At 61.6% G+C, this 18476-nt stretch carries 17 protein-coding genes; 1 reads left to right on the top strand and 16 read right to left on the bottom strand.

Features of this window, described 5'->3' with window-relative positions; genetic code table 11:
* Positions 1–34 precede the first annotated feature (34 nt).
* From C4J83_RS02385 to C4J83_RS02345, 9 genes are all read right to left on the bottom strand, one after another.
* Positions 35–919 carry a glycosyltransferase gene (locus tag C4J83_RS02385; RefSeq protein ID WP_106577590.1) on the bottom strand — a complete coding sequence of 295 codons (885 nt, stop codon included), beginning with the start codon at positions 917–919 and terminating at the stop codon, positions 35–37.
* The gene (locus C4J83_RS02380; RefSeq protein WP_124416269.1) at positions 916–2070 is read right to left on the bottom strand and encodes a glycosyltransferase family 4 protein; all 1155 of its coding nucleotides are present in this window, start codon (positions 2068–2070) and stop codon (positions 916–918) included. The genes C4J83_RS02385 and C4J83_RS02380 overlap by 4 nt, the downstream gene beginning before the upstream one ends.
* Complete coding sequence (locus C4J83_RS02375; protein ID WP_124416268.1) at positions 2067–2951, bottom strand: DUF6625 family protein; 885 nt, start codon at positions 2949–2951, stop codon at positions 2067–2069. Before C4J83_RS02375 ends, C4J83_RS02380 begins: the two co-directional genes overlap by 4 nt.
* Positions 2952–3009: 58 nt before the next feature.
* Positions 3010–4425, bottom strand: coding sequence for a PIG-L deacetylase family protein (locus C4J83_RS02370; RefSeq protein WP_124416267.1), 1416 nt, complete (start codon positions 4423–4425; stop codon positions 3010–3012).
* Complete coding sequence (locus C4J83_RS02365) at positions 4422–5318, bottom strand: antimicrobial resistance protein Mig-14 (protein WP_124416266.1); 897 nt, start codon at positions 5316–5318, stop codon at positions 4422–4424. The genes C4J83_RS02370 and C4J83_RS02365 overlap by 4 nt, the downstream gene beginning before the upstream one ends.
* Positions 5318–6448: a glycosyltransferase gene (locus C4J83_RS02360; protein WP_106577585.1), complete on the bottom strand. Its 1131-nt coding sequence runs from the start codon at positions 6446–6448 to the stop codon at positions 5318–5320. Before C4J83_RS02360 ends, C4J83_RS02365 begins: the two co-directional genes overlap by 1 nt.
* Positions 6432–8189 (bottom strand): carbamoyltransferase family protein, encoded by a 1758-nt coding sequence (locus tag C4J83_RS02355; protein WP_119737974.1) that lies wholly within the window; start codon positions 8187–8189, stop codon positions 6432–6434. Before C4J83_RS02355 ends, C4J83_RS02360 begins: the two co-directional genes overlap by 17 nt.
* 152 nt (positions 8190–8341) lie before the next feature.
* Positions 8342–8698: a YceK/YidQ family lipoprotein gene (locus C4J83_RS02350; protein WP_119737976.1), complete on the bottom strand. Its 357-nt coding sequence runs from the start codon at positions 8696–8698 to the stop codon at positions 8342–8344.
* 42 nt (positions 8699–8740) lie between these two features.
* Positions 8741–9070, bottom strand: a complete 330-nt coding sequence (locus C4J83_RS02345; RefSeq protein WP_119737978.1) for a YceK/YidQ family lipoprotein — start codon at positions 9068–9070, stop codon at positions 8741–8743.
* A gap of 179 nt (positions 9071–9249) precedes the next feature.
* Here C4J83_RS02345 and C4J83_RS02340 point away from each other — a divergent pair, with 179 nt between their 5' ends.
* Positions 9250–11352, top strand: a complete 2103-nt coding sequence (locus C4J83_RS02340) for a TonB-dependent receptor family protein (protein ID WP_124416265.1) — start codon at positions 9250–9252, stop codon at positions 11350–11352.
* Positions 11353–11452: 100 nt separating this feature from the next.
* Here the strand turns inward: C4J83_RS02340 and C4J83_RS02335 are convergent, their stop codons facing one another.
* From C4J83_RS02335 to waaF, 7 genes are read right to left on the bottom strand one after another with little or no spacing between them, the layout of a single operon-like run.
* Positions 11453–12904, bottom strand: coding sequence for a lipopolysaccharide kinase InaA family protein (locus tag C4J83_RS02335; RefSeq protein ID WP_124416264.1), 1452 nt, complete (start codon positions 12902–12904; stop codon positions 11453–11455).
* Positions 12904–13656 (bottom strand): lipopolysaccharide kinase InaA family protein, encoded by a 753-nt coding sequence (locus C4J83_RS02330; RefSeq protein WP_124416263.1) that lies wholly within the window; start codon positions 13654–13656, stop codon positions 12904–12906. Before C4J83_RS02330 ends, C4J83_RS02335 begins: the two co-directional genes overlap by 1 nt.
* Complete coding sequence (locus tag C4J83_RS02325) at positions 13653–14387, bottom strand: lipopolysaccharide kinase InaA family protein (RefSeq protein WP_119737986.1); 735 nt, start codon at positions 14385–14387, stop codon at positions 13653–13655. The genes C4J83_RS02330 and C4J83_RS02325 overlap by 4 nt, the downstream gene beginning before the upstream one ends.
* Positions 14387–15193, bottom strand: a complete 807-nt coding sequence (rfaP, locus tag C4J83_RS02320) for a lipopolysaccharide core heptose(I) kinase RfaP (protein ID WP_106577577.1) — start codon at positions 15191–15193, stop codon at positions 14387–14389. The genes C4J83_RS02325 and rfaP overlap by 1 nt, the downstream gene beginning before the upstream one ends.
* Complete coding sequence (locus C4J83_RS02315; RefSeq protein ID WP_124416262.1) at positions 15190–16314, bottom strand: glycosyltransferase family 4 protein; 1125 nt, start codon at positions 16312–16314, stop codon at positions 15190–15192. The genes rfaP and C4J83_RS02315 overlap by 4 nt, the downstream gene beginning before the upstream one ends.
* Entirely contained in the window at positions 16314–17375 is a 1062-nt protein-coding gene (waaC, locus tag C4J83_RS02310; protein ID WP_106577575.1) for a lipopolysaccharide heptosyltransferase I, read from the bottom strand. The genes C4J83_RS02315 and waaC overlap by 1 nt, the downstream gene beginning before the upstream one ends.
* Position 17376: 1 nt before the next feature.
* Positions 17377–18411, bottom strand: a complete 1035-nt coding sequence (gene waaF, locus C4J83_RS02305) for a lipopolysaccharide heptosyltransferase II (protein ID WP_106577574.1) — start codon at positions 18409–18411, stop codon at positions 17377–17379.
* Positions 18412–18476 lie beyond the last annotated feature (65 nt).

The following is an 18476-nucleotide window of genomic DNA, read 5'->3' as shown; positions in this document are numbered from 1 at the left end:
AAGTGCGCCCCGGCGAGGGGCGCACACTGGCGTGTTAGTCTTTTTCCAGCGGCGAAAAATACAGCCGCGCCAAACCCCGCCAGGTTTTCTTGTTCCAGGCCCGAAACGGGATCTGCGCCAACAACTCTCGCGCCAACGCGCGATTGCGGTTGGAGGTCTTGAGGAACATGGAGCTGAGAAACTTGTAACGCACCTCGTCATAGAGCGGGTGGTCACTGAACAACGCGTAAGAGCGCAGGATATTGTCGATCATGAATCGGTGGTTCTTGTACGAGTTGGTGGCGTGCTTGCGGTAGCGGGCCATGACCACGTTCAGACCATCGATGAAGTACCCGGCATGGGTGATCTTCAACTCGATCAACAAGTCTTCCAGGCGAATCTCGGGGTCAAACCCACCGACCTTTTCCAGCGCCTCACGCCGAATCATCAGCGTGGGTGCCGGCGGATAGGGTTTGCGCTCCAGGAACATGTCGTCGAAGTCCAGGCGCCGAAACGGCACGTCGCGGCGCTGGCGCTTCTCGGGAAGCAGTTCGCCTCGCGAATCGATCAGCTCGATGTTACCCGCACAGATACCCACTTCCGGCTTGCCGTCCATGTAAGCCACCTGAATCGCAATGCGCTCTGGCTTCATGATGTCGTCGGAGCCAAACGGCACGATCAGCGGGCCTTGGGAGCGTGCAATAGCGCCATTGAGCGTATTCGTCAGGCCTTGATTCTGCTGGACGCGAAAGTCGAAGGTGTGGCGCTCCTGCAGGCGGCGGATGCGCTCGACACTGTCGTCTGTCGAGCCGTCATCAATCACCAGCAGTTCGATGTTGGGGTAGGTTTGGTTCAGCACACTGAGGATGCTTTCCTCGATGTACGGGCCATGGTTGTACGAGGCAATGATCACCGTGACCAAGGGCTGACTTGGGTTCATACATTGTTCCTGCGTGCTTGGGCCAACCCGGATTCGATCAGCTCCAGGTATTGCTGGCGGAACACCTCAATGTCATGTTGCGCCTGAAGGTACTGGTAAGCCTGCTCGCCCTTTTGCGCGAGCGCTTCATCGGACAGCGCCAGATACGTGTCCAGCGCCTGGGTCAATGCGGGCACGTTGGCCGGCTCCACCGCCAGGCCACCGGCGCCTTCAATCAGTGGCAGCATGGCCGGCACACTGGAGGCGATCACCGGCAGGCGACCGCTCATGCCTTCGAGCAGCGCCAGGCCCAAGCCTTCTGCCAGCGAGGGCATGGCCCAGATATCGAAAGCGCGCACGTACTGCAGGGCGTTTTCCTTGAAGCCCAGCAAGTGCACCCGCCCATCAAGGCCAAGGCTGTGGATCTGCGCGGCCAGGTTGGCCTGCTCACGCCCCGCGCCAATGATGGCGAGTTGCGCCGCAGGGTATTTATCCTTGAGCGCTGCAAACGCCTGCAGCAAATAGGTGTGCCCCTTGACTGGAACCAGACGGCCCAGGGCGCCGATCAATCGCACCGAAGGGTCGATGCCCAGTAACTCACGCGCGCGTTCGCGCGAATGCTGCAAGCCTTCGGCCTGCTCGATGTCGATGGCGTTGGTAATCGCGTAGGTATTGCTGTCGGTAAACCCGCACTTGCAGTCCAGCAAGTACTGTTTGACCGCCGGCGACACCCCGACAAACCGCCAATGCTCGTCGATCCAGCGCTGCGCCTGTTTACGGCGGTAGAGACGGTCATACTCGCCAAAGCCGTGGGAGATCCCGATACACAGTGGAATCTTCAACCAGCGGTTGAGTTGCAACATCATGTTGACCGGCTTGAAGCGGTTGCACACCACCACGTCAAACTGTTCCTTGCGACAGAACTTATACATCTGCCACATGGCGCGCAGCCTCAAGCCCTTGAGCGCCTTGTCGGAGAAATCGAAGTAGACCGACGTTGCCGCCCGGCTGACCGGGTCCGCGGGCCCGGGTCGGCCACGCAAAAACGCGGCGGTGACTTCATAGCGGTCCGCAGGCAATGCCTTGACGATCTGTTCGGCCAGGTCGGCAAAATCATGGGATTTAACATTGTAGTCAGGCTGCAATTGCAGGACCTTGAAACGCCGACTCATAACTCTCCTCGATGGAAACCTGTGGCATCAACGACCCACGACGGTTCAGCCGCCAGCGCCTCGACGTACTCGCTGTCGGGCTCCGGTAACCGTGGCCACTGATTACGCTTCCAGCAGACAAAATGGAAATAGGGAAATTCGCGCTCGCCATCCCTGTCATTGGTCAGACGACCGTTATTCCAGAACCACTGATGCGGGAAGCGATCACTGCCGTCGTGCCATTTGATCACACCGCCCGGCGTACTGAACGCCTCGGTGAACTCACTGCGGCGGCGCCAGGGATTGAGCTTGCCGACCAACTCGAACAACGGTTTCGGAAAATTCTTGCGCCACAGGAAAATCCTGCTGAACGCGCCTTCATCCAGCGCATGATGCGCCTGATCAGTGAAACGCGCCTCCCAATCCTTGATCTGCATGAACACCTGGCGCTTTCTGGCCGTGTTGCGCATCAGGCACAAATGGCCGGCGACCCGTCGTTCGTGGGTCGAAAACAAATCATAGCCAGCCAGTCGATCGGGCGTGAAATAGCGGCGCAGGTTGCCGTAAATCAGGTCCAGGTCGCCAAACGCCCAGAAGTCGTAACCCTGGAGGCGATCAGCATGGATATGCCCCAGCGCAGGCTTGATGTCACACAACTTGTAAGCCGCTTGCGGGGCAAACGGGATGTTCAACCGTTGCGAAACCAACGCGCAGTAATCGGCGAAGGTAATGCTTTCAATCCTGACGTTGTCCGGCACGTTGCTCGGTATCGGGCAGTCGCTGAATAACAGCCAGTCAATATCGGCATTGTGTCGGCAGCTTTCGAGAAAAAACGGCATCCAGAATGGCCAGCGGCCAAAGTAAGGAATGAGGAAGAGGATGCGGGGGCACTGATTGATCAAAACGGACTCACTGTCATTTTTTGCGGGAGCGCACTGCGCCCCTCCACGTTACGTAACCTTACTTGTGCTTGATGAACCAAAAAAGTTCATGTCGCCTTACAGCCTTGCGGTAAAACTCATTTTCCCCCCAGAGTGAAATGGCCCTTGCGGCCAGCAACCGTTGGATCGCACGCCGCACGCGCCGCTTGAACGGCATCATGGGCTGCAAGTCATGCATCATGCCCAGCGACATGGCCTTGTCACGCTGTTGTTCGGCAGACAACGGCACGCAGAAAGGCTGCAAGGTGATGGTCGAATCAAAACAGGGCGGCAACGCGATGCCGTTGCCCGAATCGCCCATCGGCCAGCGGTCGTTGTCATGCAGGTGATTGGCATAGCCGAGCAGCGTGGTCGGCTGCCACTCCAGCCCTTGCAGGGCTTGCAGCACGGCGTGCTGTGCGCAGACATGGTCAGGGTGCGGGTCGAGCACCGGATGCGGCAGCACGATAACGTCAGGACGCGCCATCAGCAGCACCGCGCGCAGATCTGCCAGCAGATTGTTCCAGGTCGGCCGGCCATCGGCATCCGCAGGCAAGGGGAACGGGTTGAATTGGCGAAACACGCGAATGTCGCTCAACTCGGCTTCTCGTGACGCCACCGCGCGATCAGGCTCGGCCCTCATCGCCGCCAGCTGCAGGCAGAAGTACCCCAGCTGCACGCAATTTTCCTGCGGTACACCCGCCCAACGCGGCACGGCGATACTGTCCCAGGCGCGCAACCGGCCCTTGAGGCGTGCAGCCTCGGGCTTGCCCAGGCCCATCTGTTGATAATGCTCGGCTTCGATTTCGCCGGCCGTCAACGTCACGATCCAGGGCTGCGCCGCCTGACTGTACAGGCCAAAGGCGGCAAGCTCGGCATCATCGGCATGGGGCGCAATCACCATCACCCGCTGCTGACGCACGTCGGGCTGGCGAAATACCGACAACACCGGCGTGCCTTGCACACGGCAGAACCGGCCGCTCAGGCGCAGTTGCCCAGCGAGCAGCGCTTGCGCCTGGCCGGTGAGGTTCAAGTAGCGCACGCCGTTGACGCCGCGCTCGAACACCTGCCGATCGCCCTGTGGCAAGGCGATAAACGGATCAATAAAGCGCCCCGGCAAGCCGCTCTTGAGCCGCAGCGCAAGGATCAGCGTCTCGTCGCCCGACAGCTCCAGCGTCTGCTCCAGCAGCAATCGGCCGTTATCCAGAACAACCTTGGGTTGCTCGGTCTCCGCCGCAAAGGCGTACTGATAGTCGTCGCCGGGCGAGTAAAACAGATGGTCGGCAAACCAGGCTTCATGGGCCACCCAGGCCAAAACTGCCAGCAGCAGCGGCAGCCACCAGGCCACCGCCACGCCGACGCCGATCAACACCAGCAGACCGACCAGCAGCGCCATACGCTTGTTGCGGCGATGGCGCTTGAGCAGGGCTTGCTTGCGGCTGGGAGAATCACTCATACCTTGAACACCGGCACCGGGTTGCACCAACGGTCTTTGTACTCGCGGTCTGCCCGGCCAAACGAAAATCGCAGCGGCTTGCCGGCTTCCCGCGCCTGTTCCCAGGCACTTTGCGTGTTGAGGAAACTCAGCACGCTGCCGGGGCTGAACTCACGCGTCTGAGGGTCTACGCCGCCATTGACGTACTCGACGCTGACCCACTCTGGCGCTTCAACGCGGTAAACCAGCTGAATCGCGATCGGCGCATCGTTGAGGAAAATCACCGAACCGATCAACCATTCACGCAGCAGTTCGATCACCTGCGCCATGCGCTCGGCGCCGGTGGCGGGAAAGCCCCAGCGGCGTTGGAACAAATCACAGTAAATTGCCGCCAGCTCGGCACTGGTGAACGTATGGACCGCACGCACAACACCGCCCGCCTCTTCCAGCAGACGCAACTCGCGGCGCTGGTTATAGCGAAATTTCTTCGACAGTTCTTCCGGGGTACGCGCCATGGCCAACTGCTCGGTCTGCAGCTTGATGCCGGCAAAACGGCCTTCATTCAGCGCCGACAGGTAGCGCGCGCGATGACGCAAAGGGGCTTGAGCATCGGCGGCGGCCGGCAGAATCAACTCGGCATTGCCCAAGTCGAACAAGCCCTTCTTGCCTTTGCGCTTGAGCACATCCTTGGATAACGCCAAGTCCTGGCCCCAGGTCGCAATACAGGCCTTGAGTTCGCCGCCGTGTTCCCACGCCAGGTAGCGCACAGGAATCTCGGCCAGCCCGGCAAGACGCTCAACCACCTGCGGATGGGTGGCAACACTGCCACCGTAACGCTGCCAGGCGTCGCTGTAGGTGGACGCGTCAACGACGGACCAGCCACGCTCGCGCCAGCCTTGGAATCGATTGAGCATCACGCCCTCGCGGTCAGTTCAGTAACGTGCGGCAGCTGCCAGAAGGCAGCGCGAACCGCCTGGTCCGAGAACTGCTCGTGCAAGCGCTCCAGCATCATCTGGGCGCATTGCGCGTGCTGCTGACGATCCATTGCCGCCAGGTGCCGAAGCCCCTGGCCCAAGTGTTCGGCATCGCCGAAGGGAAACAGGATCCCCACGCCTTCGACCACTTCCCGGGCGCCACCACACGCTGTTGCCAACAGCGGCACGCCGGCGGCCATCGCCTCCAGCAGTACCATGCCGAAAGGCTCGTGATCGGAACTCAGGGCAAAGGCGTCGAAGGCTCGGAAGTAACGGCGCGCATCCGGCACCTGGCCGAGGAACAGCACCTGCTCGGCAATCCCAAGCTCACGGGCCAAGGCCTTGAGGTCTTTCTCCAAGCGGCCGGTGCCGAGGATGGCCAGACGACTTTGTGCCGGCAAATGCGGCAGCGCCAGGGCAAACCCTTTGAGCAAGGTCGCCTGGTCCTTGTCCGGGTGCAGGCGGCCAACGTTGCCGACCACCCACTCATCCGGCGACAGCCCCAGCGCATCACGTGCTGCTTCGGCCGGAACCTGCAGGGCCTGCATGGCGTCGACGTCAATGCGGTTGTACAGCGTTTGAATCCGCGCTGCCGGCCAGGCCGGCAAGCAACGGCGCATGTCGTCACGCACCGCATCGGACACACCAAGCAGGCTCAAACGCTTGCGGAAAATCGACGCAAACAGCTTGCGGCTGCGGCGCTGATAATCACCAAAAGCGTGATGCACACCGATCACCGGCAAGCGCGTGCCGAGCAAGGCGATATAGATCGGCTTGAACCGGTGAGCAATGCAGAAACTGAAATTGCGTGACGCCGCGATCTTGCGCAGCTCACCGATGGCGCCCAGCTTCAGGCCACGAATGGCCTTGGAGCTGAATTCCATGAACAACACTTCATCAGAGGCACAACCGGCCGCCACATCGGGGTCGGCGACCCCGGTGAGAAACACCGTGGTCACCTTGTAGCCCGAGCCTGCAAACAGGCTGGCATACTGCCGCGCGCAATCGAGGAACGGCCCGTCATAGCCGTGGCAGAACTGCAGGACGTGGCGATCAGCCGACCGAGTCATAAGGGTCCACGCCGTCTTTGACGACCAGGATGTCTTCCATGATCAGGTACTGCAGGTCGGAGCCGAAGAACATGTTCAGCGCGTCGGTCGGCGAGCAGATCATTGCTTCGCCACGACGGTTGAGCGAGGTGTTCAGGGACACGCCGTTGCCGGTCAGTACTTCCAGCTCTTTCATCATGTCGTAGTAACGCGGGTTGTATTCGCGCTTGAGCACCTGGGCACGGGAAGTGCCGTCTTCGTGCACCACTTCCGGCACACGGGTTTTCCATTCTTCCGACACTTCAAAGGTGAAGGTCATGAACGGCGCCGGGTGATCGACCTTGATCATCTGTGGCGCAACGGTGTCGAGCATCGACGGGCAGAAAGGCCTCCAGCGCTCGCGGAACTTGATCTGGTGGTTGATGCGATCCGCCACGCCGGTGGCGCTTGGGCAACCAATGATCGAACGACCGCCCAACGCGCGCGGGCCAAACTCCATGCGGCCCTGGAACCAGGCCACCGGGTTGCCGTCGACCATGATCTTGGCGATGCGCTTGGGCATGTTCTCGATCTTGCGCCACACCGGTTTGCTTGCGTGCTTGGCGCACGCGGCGATCACGTCTTCGTTGCTGTAGGACGGGCCGAGGTAGACGTGTTCCATCTTCTCGACCGGTACACCACGGGCGTGGGACACGTAGGCGGCGGCACCCACCGCGGTGCCGGCATCGCCGGACGCCGGCTGCACGAACAGCTCCTTGACGTCATCGCGGGCAATGATCTTCTGGTTCAGCTTGACGTTCAGCGCGCAGCCGCCGGCGAAGGCCAGCTTGCCGGTGTCTTTGAGGATGTCGCCCAGGTAGTGGTCGATCATCTGCAGGGCCAGCTTCTCGAACAGCGCTTGCATGCTGGCCGCGTAGTGGATGTACGGCTCGTCGGCGATATCGCCTTCGCGCTTGGGACCCAGCCACTCGATCAGTTTTGGCGAGAAGTAGAACCCCTTGCCCTTCTCTTTGTAGCGACGCAGGCCGATGACGTTGGCGTAGTCGGTGTTGATCACCAGCTCGCCGTTCTCAAACGAGGCCAGGCGCGAGAAATCGTACTTGCTGGCATCGCCATACGGCGCCATGCCCATGACCTTGAACTCGCCGTCGAGCATCTCGAAACCGAGGAACTCGGTGATCGCGCCATACAGGCCGCCGAGGGAGTCCGGGTCGTAGAATTCCTTGATCTTGTGGATCTTGCCGTTTTCGCCGTAGCCGAAAAAGGTGGTGGCGTACTCGCCCTTGCCGTCGATCCCGAGGATCGCGGTTTTCTCCTGGAAGCCGGAGCAGTGGTAAGCGCTGGAGGCGTGGGCCAGGTGGTGTTCAACCGGTTCGATCTTGATTTTCTTCGGATCGAAGCCCAGTTGCTCCAGGCACCAGACGATCTTGTTGCGGTAGCGCTTGTAGCGACGGTTGCCCATCAGGATCGCGTCAAGGGCGCGGTCCGGGGCGTACCAGTAACGCTTGGCATAGTGCCAGCGCGCCTCACCGAACAGGCTGATCGGGGCGAACGGAATCGCCACCACGTCAACGTCGGAAGGCTTGATACCGGCTTGTTCCAGGCAGAACTTCGCCGACTCGTAGGGCATGCGGTTCTTTGCATGTTTGTCGCGTACGAAGCGCTCTTCTTCGGCGGCCGCGATCAGCTTGCCGTCGATATACAAGGCTGCGGAAGGATCATGGCTAAGGGCGCCGGACAGGCCAAGAATCGTCAATGCCACAGGGGTCTAGCCTCTTTTAGTCTGCATGCAGGCGGGTTGCGCCTGAAAAAAGTGTGCCTCTCGCCTGGACGAGAAACAGCTAAAGGGCGGGATTATAGCGTAAACACGCCACGTGATGATCTAGGGAATGTGGCGACCGGTTGTCACTGCGCCTAGCGGTAGATCTCAATGCTGCCGTCCTTGTTCTGGCGGTAGATCGTGTAGGGCAGCACCAGCGTGTCCATTACACCGGAGGCAATCGCCTCAATGGCAATGACCGGGAACGCATTGCTTTCGCGCGGTGGAAAGGTTGGGTTGTTGATGCCTTTTTCAGGCTGGGGCTCGCTGTTCAAGTAACAAAACCCGTAGATCACGCCGCTGTAGATACGCGGCACGTTTTCGCAGTGGCTGTGCGCATCCTTGAGGCTCTGGCTGGCCACAGCGTCAGGGCGAAACACGGTATTGATGGTGCCGCAGCCGGTGAGCAGTGCGAGCGTCAGCATCCATGGAAGGGTGAAACCACGATTCATAGACAACTCCATTTGTCATGGCCAGCTTATGCACAGCCTCGTTCAAGAACCGCCAGGGCGCCAATAGACGCTGATGTTGCCGTCGTTTGCCTGGCGATAAATCGTGTAGGGCAACACAACGGTATCGGCAACGCCGGACGCTGCAATGTCCAGCAGCACGAAGGGTATCAGTATGCCGGTCGGATCGGGAGCCGCGTGCAGCGCGCAGAAATCAAAGGCCACGCCACTGTAAACGCGGGGTATGGACTGGCAGTACGTTTTGATAAGCCGCAGCTCACGCGCGGTGTCGCCGTCTTTGCGAATGACGCTGTTGACGGTCCCACAACCGCCCACCAGCAGTGCGGCAATACCCATTGCAGCCGTGATTTTCATTGTGATTGTCCTGTGATCGCCAACGGTCGGCCACGCTATCAGCGAAAGGTCGGATCCCCCACCCAAGCGCATCGCCAAATTGCGTGCGAAAAATCCGAAATGGCAAAAACTCAGCATTTCACTAAACTCGCGCCCTTTTGCGCGTTTATGTCTTATGCGCCACGGATTCTGGCTGCCCCATGAAAACCCTTGCTCGCCTCACCCTATTGCTGCCAAGCCTGTTCACCTTGTGCGACACCGTCCGGGCTGAAGACGCAGCCCTGATCCTCGACCCCAGCGTGGTAACCGGTTCACGCAGCGCCAGCCCAACGTTCGACCTTCCGTATTCGGTCGACAGCATCAGCCGCGAGCAGATCAGCGAGGGCCAACTCGGCATCAATGCCTCCGAAGCCCTGTCCCGCGTGCCTGGCCTGGTGGTGCAGAACCGTCAGAACTACGCGCAGGACCTGCAGATTTCCTCACGCGGCTTCGGTGCGCGCTCGGCGTTTGGCGTGCGCGGCATCAAGCTGATCGCCGACGGCATCCCCGCCAGCACTCCGGATGGCCAGGGCCAGGCCGCCACGTTCAACCTCGACACCGCCGAACGCATCGAAGTGCTGCGCGGCCCGGCCGCCACGTTGTATGGCAGCAATGCCGGCGGCGTGATCCAGATGTTCTCGCGCGATGGCGAAGGCCCGCCGCGCATCGGCGCCGAAACGCTGGTGGGCAGTGACGGCCTGAACAAGAACCACCTGACGGCCGAAGGCGCGGCGAATGGCGCCGGTTTTGTACTCGACGCCTCGCGCATGGACACCGACGGCTACCGCGACCACAGCAGCGCCCGTCGTGACCAGACCTTTGCCAAGCTGAATATCCAACCCGATGACGACAGCAAACTGGCGCTGATCTACAGCAGCCTGGAGCAAAACGGCACGCAAGACCCGCTGGGCCAGACCTGGGCCGCGTACAAGGCGGACCCGCGCTCGGTAGCGCCGGCCGCGCTGCAGTACAACACGCGAAAAAGTATTGATCATCAGCAATTGGGCCTGAATTACGAGCGCTATATCGGTGATGCCACGCTGCAGGTGAATGCGTATACAGGGCGGCGCAGTGTGATTCAGTACCTGTCGATCCCGGACAAGTTCGCCAGTGGCGCCCCCAACCCGGCCAATGCCCGCGGCGGCGTGGTGAACTTCGACCGCACATTCTACGGCGGCTCCGTCCACTGGTTGCAGCCGATCACCAGCGTTCCCGGCGACCTGACCCTGATCACCGGCCTCGACTACGACCGCAGCCAGGATGATCGCCAAGGCTACTCCAACACCCTCAACGGCGTGCACGGCGTCAAAGGCGCGCTGGGCCGCGACGAAATCGACACCGCCACCAGCCTCGACCCGTTCGTGCAGGCCAACTGGCTGCTGGGCGACTGGACCCTGCAAGCCGGCCTGCGTCACAGCACCATGAAGATGGACGTGGACGACCACTTCCTCAGCGACGGCGACGACAGCGGCAACAAGACCTACCAGAAGAACACCCCGTCAGTGAGCGTGATGTATGCGTTCACACCGGACCTGCATGGCTATGTAAGCGCAGGCAAAGGGTTTGAAACCCCGACCCAAGCGGAGTCGGCGTATTCCAGCAGCTCGAACGGCTTCAATTTCGCGCTCAAGCCGTCGGTCAGCAAGCAGTATGAAATGGGGCTCAAGGCCCGGATCGGCCAGGACACACGCGTGAATGCTGCGGTGTTCCAGATCACCACCGATGACGAACTGGTCGTGCAGCAATCCAGCGGCGGTCGCACCACCTACCAGAACGCCGGTCGCACCTTGCGCCGTGGTTTCGAACTGGGCCTGGAAAGCCAATTGACCGAACAGTGGAGCACCCACCTCGCCTACACCCGCCTGCAAGCCACCTATGACAGCGACTTCGTCAGCGGCACCAGCACGGCGGTCGACAAAGGCAACTACCTGCCCGGCGTCCCCCAGACCACGCTCTTCGCCGAGCTGAACTGGAAACCACGCGACTGGGTCAGCACGGCCCTCGAAGGCATGTACCGCAGCAAAGTCTACGTGGAAGACACCAACCAGCAACGCGCCGCGCCGGCCTACAGCGTGTTCAACTGGCGTGCGCGCTTCGAGCAGAAGGTCGAGCACTGGACCTTCCACCAGACCCTGCGCCTGGATAACTTGCTGGATCGCCAGTACGTGGGTTCGGTGATCGTCGGGGACGGCAACTTCCGCTATTACGAAGCGGCGCCGGGAAGGTCGTGGTACGCGGGGGCGGGGGCTGAATATCAGTTTTGATCAGCCAGCGCGGCGCCTGGGCGCCCGTCATCGCGGGCCAGCCCGCGCCCACATCAACCTGTAGGAGCGGGCTTGCCCGCGATAGAGCCGAAGGCCCGTCTTAACCGGCGGCGCCGATCGCTTTGGGCAAACGCTGATCGATCAGCTGGTACAGCGCGCTGCTCTCGGGCCAGTTGCGCATAAACCGCGCGCGGTCCTTGGCATACGCCGGCGCGAAGCTGGCGAGTGAACTGTGCTGACACATGGCGTCCAGGTCGATCAAGGCCCAGCGGTCTGCATGCCAGAACAGGTTATGGCCTTTGAAGTCACCATGACTGATGCGCTCACGAATCAGCTCGGCAAACAGATGATCCAGCGCCAGCAGCTCATTCTCTGGCGCATCACCGCGCTCAACGTACGGCGCAAAACGCTCGATGATGTCCGGCCCCGGCAAGTATTCAGTCACCAGGTACGCCCGGCTGCGCAGCCACAAAAACCGCTTCTCCAACACCGCCAGCGGCTTGGGCGTAGCAATCCCGAGAAACGCCAGACGGTTGCCTTCGCGCCACGAATGCCAGGCGCGGCTCGGGCGCCAGAAGCGCTTGAGCCAATGGGCAAAACCCTTGATGTTGTAGCGCTTGATCACCAGCGGCCGACCGCCCACCTCGACCTTGCCCACGCTGGCGGCCCCGCCGGTTTTGTACAGGTGGCCCTGATCCAGCAATGCATCGGCCTGCTCCAGCACCGGCAGCATGGCGGCCTCTTCCTCACGGCGAATGGCGCGCAAGGCAAAGGCGCCATGCACGACACTGAACAGCGTGCAGTCGCGGCCAACCTTGTTCAAAAAGTCCTTCAAGCGCCAGGCGCTGACCTTGCGCACCTGCTTTTCGAGCGCTTCCAGCGGCACGGCGTGCTCGCCATTGCTCAGCAGGTAATAGACCAATAATTCTTCGGTAAAGGGTTCGAGGCTTTTCGGCAACTGCGCAAAAAACACCCCGAGGTTTTCCAGTACCCGGTTGCGCGACAGCGGTTTGCCTGCGGCTTCGACACGAATGCCGGCGCCGTCAATCAGGTACAGCTTGCCGTCCTGACGCAGCAGGTTGTCCAGGTGCAGGTCTTCCTGCCACAGCCCTTTGGCATGCATGTGAGCAATCGCCCCCAGCGCCTCGGCGAGCACGGCTGTTTGTTCGTCCGCCAGCGGCGGCAAGCCTTCAACTGCTTGCCAGGCATCGGCGAGGCTCTGGGCGCCTTCAATGAAGTCGAACAGCAGCCAGCCGCCCTCGCCTTCCTGCAAGCCATCGGCCAACAGCTGCGGCGTGGTCAGGCCTTGCTGGGCGAGCAAGCGTACGCCGCCGAGTTCGCGCTGAAAATGCCGTGCCGCCTTGCTGCCCACCAATAACTTGGCCAGCACCGTACGCCCGCGCCAGACGCCGGCGCCCACATAACGCTCGCCCGGCAACACACGCAACAGACTGAGCAGTTGCAACTGCCCTGGGCCGGCGGCATCTGCCAGTTCGATGGTCAGCGGCAGGCTGGGCGTGCGGCCGGCTTTTTTCAGCTCGGACAAACGCATCAGCGGTTCTCCTTGTGGCTGCGACGCGCCGTCAGCCGTTCAAACCAGGCACCCACCTTTGCGCTGTTTTCAGGCTCTGCCAGGTAGGCCGCCAGCAACTGCCGCACTTGCGCGTCCGTCCACTGCGGCGCGCGGCGCAGCAGCGGCTCCAGGTCTTTGACCCGGTCACGCTGGCCGAACAACAGCGGGCGGGTTTTCTCCAGGTCGATCAGCTGCGCGGCGTAACCGTCGCCCAGGGTCTGCAGAAAAATATGCTTGGGATAAAAACAGCCATGTACCTGGCCTACGCTGTGCAGATGACGGGCCAATTGACCGCAGGCCAGCAGAATTGCGCGGTGCTGGGCGTCAGTCAGTTGCGACCACTGCTCCAGCAACGAATCCAGGTCGCTCCAACCGTCCAGGGCACGGGTCAGCAACATCGCGCGGTGCTCGCCGTTGACCTTGCGCTCACCGAAAAAAGCGGCCTGCAACGCCGGAATACCGAGTTTCTGATAACGGCTGATATTGCGAAATTCGCGCGCAAAGGTGGGCTCGCCAAACGGCCTGTGCAACGTGCGTGTCCGGTAGTTGCTCTGGCGCTTGAGGTAGTAACCCTGCCCTTCAAGCTCCAGGCGAAACACGCTGCTCCAGCCACCCTTGCTGGTATTGGGCTCATCCACCGCGTCCAGTTGCCTGGCCCACAGGGCGTCAAAGGTTGCCAGACCGTGGCGCTCCAGCAGAGCGCGGTCTTCGGCCGCCAGGAAATCACTCATTCGCGTCCCTCGAAAAACTTCACCACGTGGCGAATTCGCTGTTTGTCTGACGCCGTCAGGTGCGTGCGTTGGCGGTATTGCATGTAGAAGCGCAGGCGCTGCGTGGCCGACAAGTGATACTTGGCGACCTTGTCCAGGCAGGCCAGGTCCTTGGTAATTCGGTACTTGAGCCAGAAACCGCGCCAGAAATCACCGTTGGGGCAATCGATGAGGTACAGGGTCTGCTGGTCGTCGACCAGCAGGTTGCGCCACTTCAAATCGTTATGGGTGAAGCGGTGCTCATGCATGGTGCGCGTGTATTCGGCGAGCTGGCGACTGATCACGCTGACCCAGTTGGGGTCTTTCAAGCGCGGATCTTTGCGATCAGCCAGCACCGACAAGTCTTCAGTCTTGGGCAATTCGCGGGTGATCATCGCGCCCCGCGCGTAGGCCAGGCCTTTGCGTTCCAGCCCCCAGGCCACCACGTCGGCGGTGGGAATGCCCCACTTGGCGAAACGCTTGAGGTTCTGCCATTCGGACTTCACCCGAGGCTTGCCCAAGTAGCGGCGCAGCCCCTTGCCGGCACCGACGTAGCGCTTGACGTAGTAATTGATCCCGCCGCGCGCCACCCGAATCACTTCCGACAACGGGTCGCGGGTCAGGCGCTCGCCTTGCAGGGCGAAGACCGCTTCAAGGCTGCCGAAATCATCCGCCAGGGCGGCGTAAGCAGGTTCCAGGTTCCAACCCGCCATCAGAGCGCATCCCCGTAGCGTTGTTTACGTGCATACAGCTTGTCGGCCTTGGTTTGCAGCCACTGCAACAAGGCATTTTCTTCAGCCAGGATCTGGCGCAACGGCTGCTGGAAGTAGCCTTTGAGGAAGCGCAGCTTGTCACGACGCGTCAAGCCAATGTCCAGCGCCGAGAAGTACAACGCGGCCAGGTCTTTGTCGCGCCAGCGATGACTGATTTTGTCGCGGGTCTGGGCGCGGTGCAGGTCGATCACCGACAACTTGAAGGTGTCAGCCGTCACCGGCGTATCGGTGTGCAACAGGAAGTGGCAGATGTAGCAATCGCGATGGTTGACCCCACCGCGATGCATCATGCCGGTCATGCGCGCCACTTCGGCGATCAGCGCGTGCTTGAGGCGCGGCGCGGGCGGCTGCTTGAGCCAGTCGATGCTGAAATCTTCCAGGCTGACAGTCGGCGCCAGTTCTTCAGTGATGATGAACGAGTGCTGGTCGGCCGGGTTGCTGCCGCGCTCGCCGTACGCCACCGCGGTCATGGTCGGCACGCCGATCTCCTGCAAGCGCTGGATGGCCTGCCACTCCTGGCCCGCACCGAGCACCGGCAGCTTGGCGGTGACCAGATTCTTGACGATCTCGCCCCAGCCGATGCCACGGTGGATCTTCACGAAATAGCCACGCCCATCCACCTCGGTGCGCAAGGTGCGCCGGGCTTCAAGTTCGCGGTACACCTCGCCTTCCAGCCGCTCGACTTCGGCGAAGGCATCACGCCCGGCCCAGAGGGTCTTGAACGGTTCGGCAAGCATCAACTTCATCGTTTTGGCTCCGCCAGAATCACATCCGCCGCGTGCTGCGGCATGCTGTAGAGGTCGGCCGTCTCGGCGTACGCCAACCCATTGCGGCCCCAGGCCGCACGCTGTGCAGTGTCGGTAAGCATGCGTGTCAGGTAGTGGTTGAGCTGCGTTTGATCGAACGGCTCGTCCAGCACCAACCCACTGTCGGCCTCGCTGATGTAATGGGCGTAACCACACACCGCCGAGACCAGCACCGGCAACCCGGCCACCAGGGCTTCGAGCAACACGGTGCCGGTGTTTTCGTTGTACGCCGGGTGGATCAACAGGTCGGCGCCCAGCAGGAAACGCGGAATATCGCTGCGCCCTTTGAGGAACTGCACGTTATCGCCCAGCCCCAACGCAGCACTCTGCAATTGGAATACTTTGGGGTCGTCCTGGCCAATTACAAACAGACGCGTGCGTTTTTTCAGTTCCGCCGGTAAGGCGGCCAGGGCCTTGAGGCTGCGATCAACGCCCTTGGTCTTGAAGCCCGAACCGATTTGCACCAGCAGCAAGTCGTCGTCGGCGAGGTTGAATTCCTGGCGGAAACCTTCGCGGATTTCGGCGGCATTCGGCGGCGCGCGGCGGTCCTGGGCGATGCCCGGCGGCAGCAGGTGGAAACGTTCCAGCGGGGTGTCGTAATGCTTGATGAACAGCGGTTGCTGCACTTCAGAGATCATCAGGATTTCAGTCTTGGCGTCCCTGGCGAACACCGCGCGCTCGTACTCGGCAAAGTGGCGGTAACGGCCAAAGCTTTTGTACAGCGAATGACGCAGGTTTTGCGCCTTGTCTTCAAAGCAGCCATCGGCGGCGTAGTACACGTCCAGGCCGGGCATTTTGTTGAAGCCGATCAGACGGTCCACCGGGCGTTTGGCCAGGTCGGCTTCCATCCAGGCGCTGAGCTTTTCATTGCGCCGATGGTTGAAGAACGCCTTGACCGGCGCCACCAGCACTTCGAAGCCCGGCGGAATGTCGCCTTCCCAGATCAGCGTGTAGACACGAATCTGATGGCCGCGCTGCTGGCACTCCAGGGCGATGCGCATGAAGTCGCGCTGCAGGCCACCGAAGGGGAAATATTTGTACAGAACAAAAGCCAGTTGCATCAGTGCAGCTCCTCAGCCAGTAACAACGTGCTCAGTCGGCTTGCCACACGCTCAGGGTTCAGGCGCGTGAAGCACAGGGGCGACTCGCGCTTGATGTCGAACCGACGCAGGTCGTCGGCCGTTGGTTGATAGGTACAGTGTTTTTGCAGGCACGGCGCGCACGGGAAGTCGCTGGCCAGGTGAATCTGGCCCTTGCCATAGGCGCCGGTCAGGCCGGGGTTGGTGGGGCCGAACAGGGAAATGGTCGGCACGTCCAACGCAGCGGCCAGATGGCCAAGGCCAGTGTCCACCGCCACACAGGCGCGGGCGCCGGCCAGCACGCGGGCCACGCCGGCCAGGTTGAGCTTGGGCAGCACTTCGGCGTTTTGCAGGCCATGGGCCAGGCGCTCGGCACGGGCTTTTTCGTCAGCATTGCCCCACGGCAACTTCACGTCCACACCCAGGCGGCCCATGCGCTCGGCCAGCTCGCGCCAATAGGCTTCGGGCCAGTGCTTGGTGTCCCAGGTGGTGCCGTGCAGCAGCAGCACAAAGGGTTTTTTCGGCGGCAGGCCGAGCAGCTTGTCGGTGCTCAGGCCGTAGTCGCCCAACCCCTTGGGCAGGTCGTAGCCCAGCGCAACGGCGAACAGCTGGCGCAAACGCTCTACCGCATGCTGCCCACGGGCCACGGCCAGGCGGCGCGAGTAGAAACGCGCAGCGATGGGTTCGCGTGCAGAATGCTTGTCGAAACCCGCTACCGGAGCGCGCACGTAGCGCGTCAGCCAGGCACTTTTCAGCAGGCCTTGGGCGTCAATCACCAAGTCATATTTGGTTGACTGAACACGCTGCTTGAACCGTCGCCACTCGCCGCTCTTGATGGTTTGCCAGATGTTTTTGCGCCAGCGACGAATCGCCACCGGAATCACCTGGTCCACCGCCGGGTGCCAGGTGGGGATCTCGGCAAAGCCTTCTTCCACCACCCAGTCAAAGCGAATGCCGGGGATCGCCCGCGCCGCGTCGGTCAGTGCCGGCAAGGCGTGGATCACGTCGCCCAGGGATGAGGTCTTGACTACCAGTACTCGCAAACTAACGGACCTCGACCACAGAGCCTTGCAACCGCTGCAACGCGTCGCTGACCGGTTGCGGCAGCAGTTGGCGCAGGCAATTGTAGTGGCCGAAACGGCAGGTACGCTCAAAACACGGGCTGCAATCCAGGCCCAGGCGCACCACTTCGACCTTGTCGGCCAACGGCGGTGTGAAGCCAGGCGAGGTCGAGCCGTACACCGCCACGAGTGGGCGATTCAACGCGGCAGCCACGTGCATCAGGCCGGAGTCGTTGGACACCACCGAGTCGGCGCAGGACAGCAGGTCGATGGCTTCGGCCAGTGACGTGTCGCCGCTGAGGTTCACCGCTTCTTCGCGCAGCCCAGGGATCAGGCGCTGGCGGATGTCCTCGCCCACCGAGTGATCGTTTTTCGAACCGAACAACCACACTTGCCAGCCTTCGCGAATCTTCATCTCGGCGACTTTGGCGTAATGCTCCGACGGCCAGCGCTTGGACTCGCCAAACTCCGCGCCTGGGCACAGCGCCAGCACCGGACGGTCGAGCATCAGGCCGAACTTGGCCAGGGCCGCGTCACGGGTCACCGGGTCGATCTGCAAGCTGGGGCGCGGGTACGGCGTCGGCAGGTCGGCACCTGGCTCGTAGGCCAGGGCCATGAAGCGCTCGATCATCAGCGGGTAGCGTGCTTTGTCGAGGGTGCGCACATCGTTGAGCAAGACGTAGCGAAACTCGCCGCGCCAGCCGGTGCGTTTGGGGATGCCGGCGAAATACGGCACCAGCGCCGACTTGAGCGAGTTGGGCAACAGGATCGCCTGGTCGTACTGGCCAACCATGGATTTGCCGATGCGCCGGCGCGTCGCCAATTCGAGGGCACCGTGGCCGAGCGGGAAGCTCAAGGCCTTGCGCACCTGGGGCATGCGCTCGAGGATCGGCCGGCTCCACTCGGGGGCGAGCACGTCGATTTGGCAGTCGGGATGACGCTGTTTCAGGCACTGGAACAGTGTCTGCGCCATCACCATGTCACCGACCCAACTGGGCCCAACGATCAGAATATTCATGTAGTTTCCACAAACGATGCGGGGAGGCTTATGCCTCCCCGCATCGATAATTATCCCAGGTTGCG

Source organism: Pseudomonas sp. LBUM920 (assembly GCF_003852315.1).
GTDB lineage: Bacteria > Pseudomonadota > Gammaproteobacteria > Pseudomonadales > Pseudomonadaceae > Aquipseudomonas.
The sequence above is the reverse complement of the archived record's forward strand: the minus strand, read 5'-3'. Positions and strand labels throughout refer to the sequence as shown.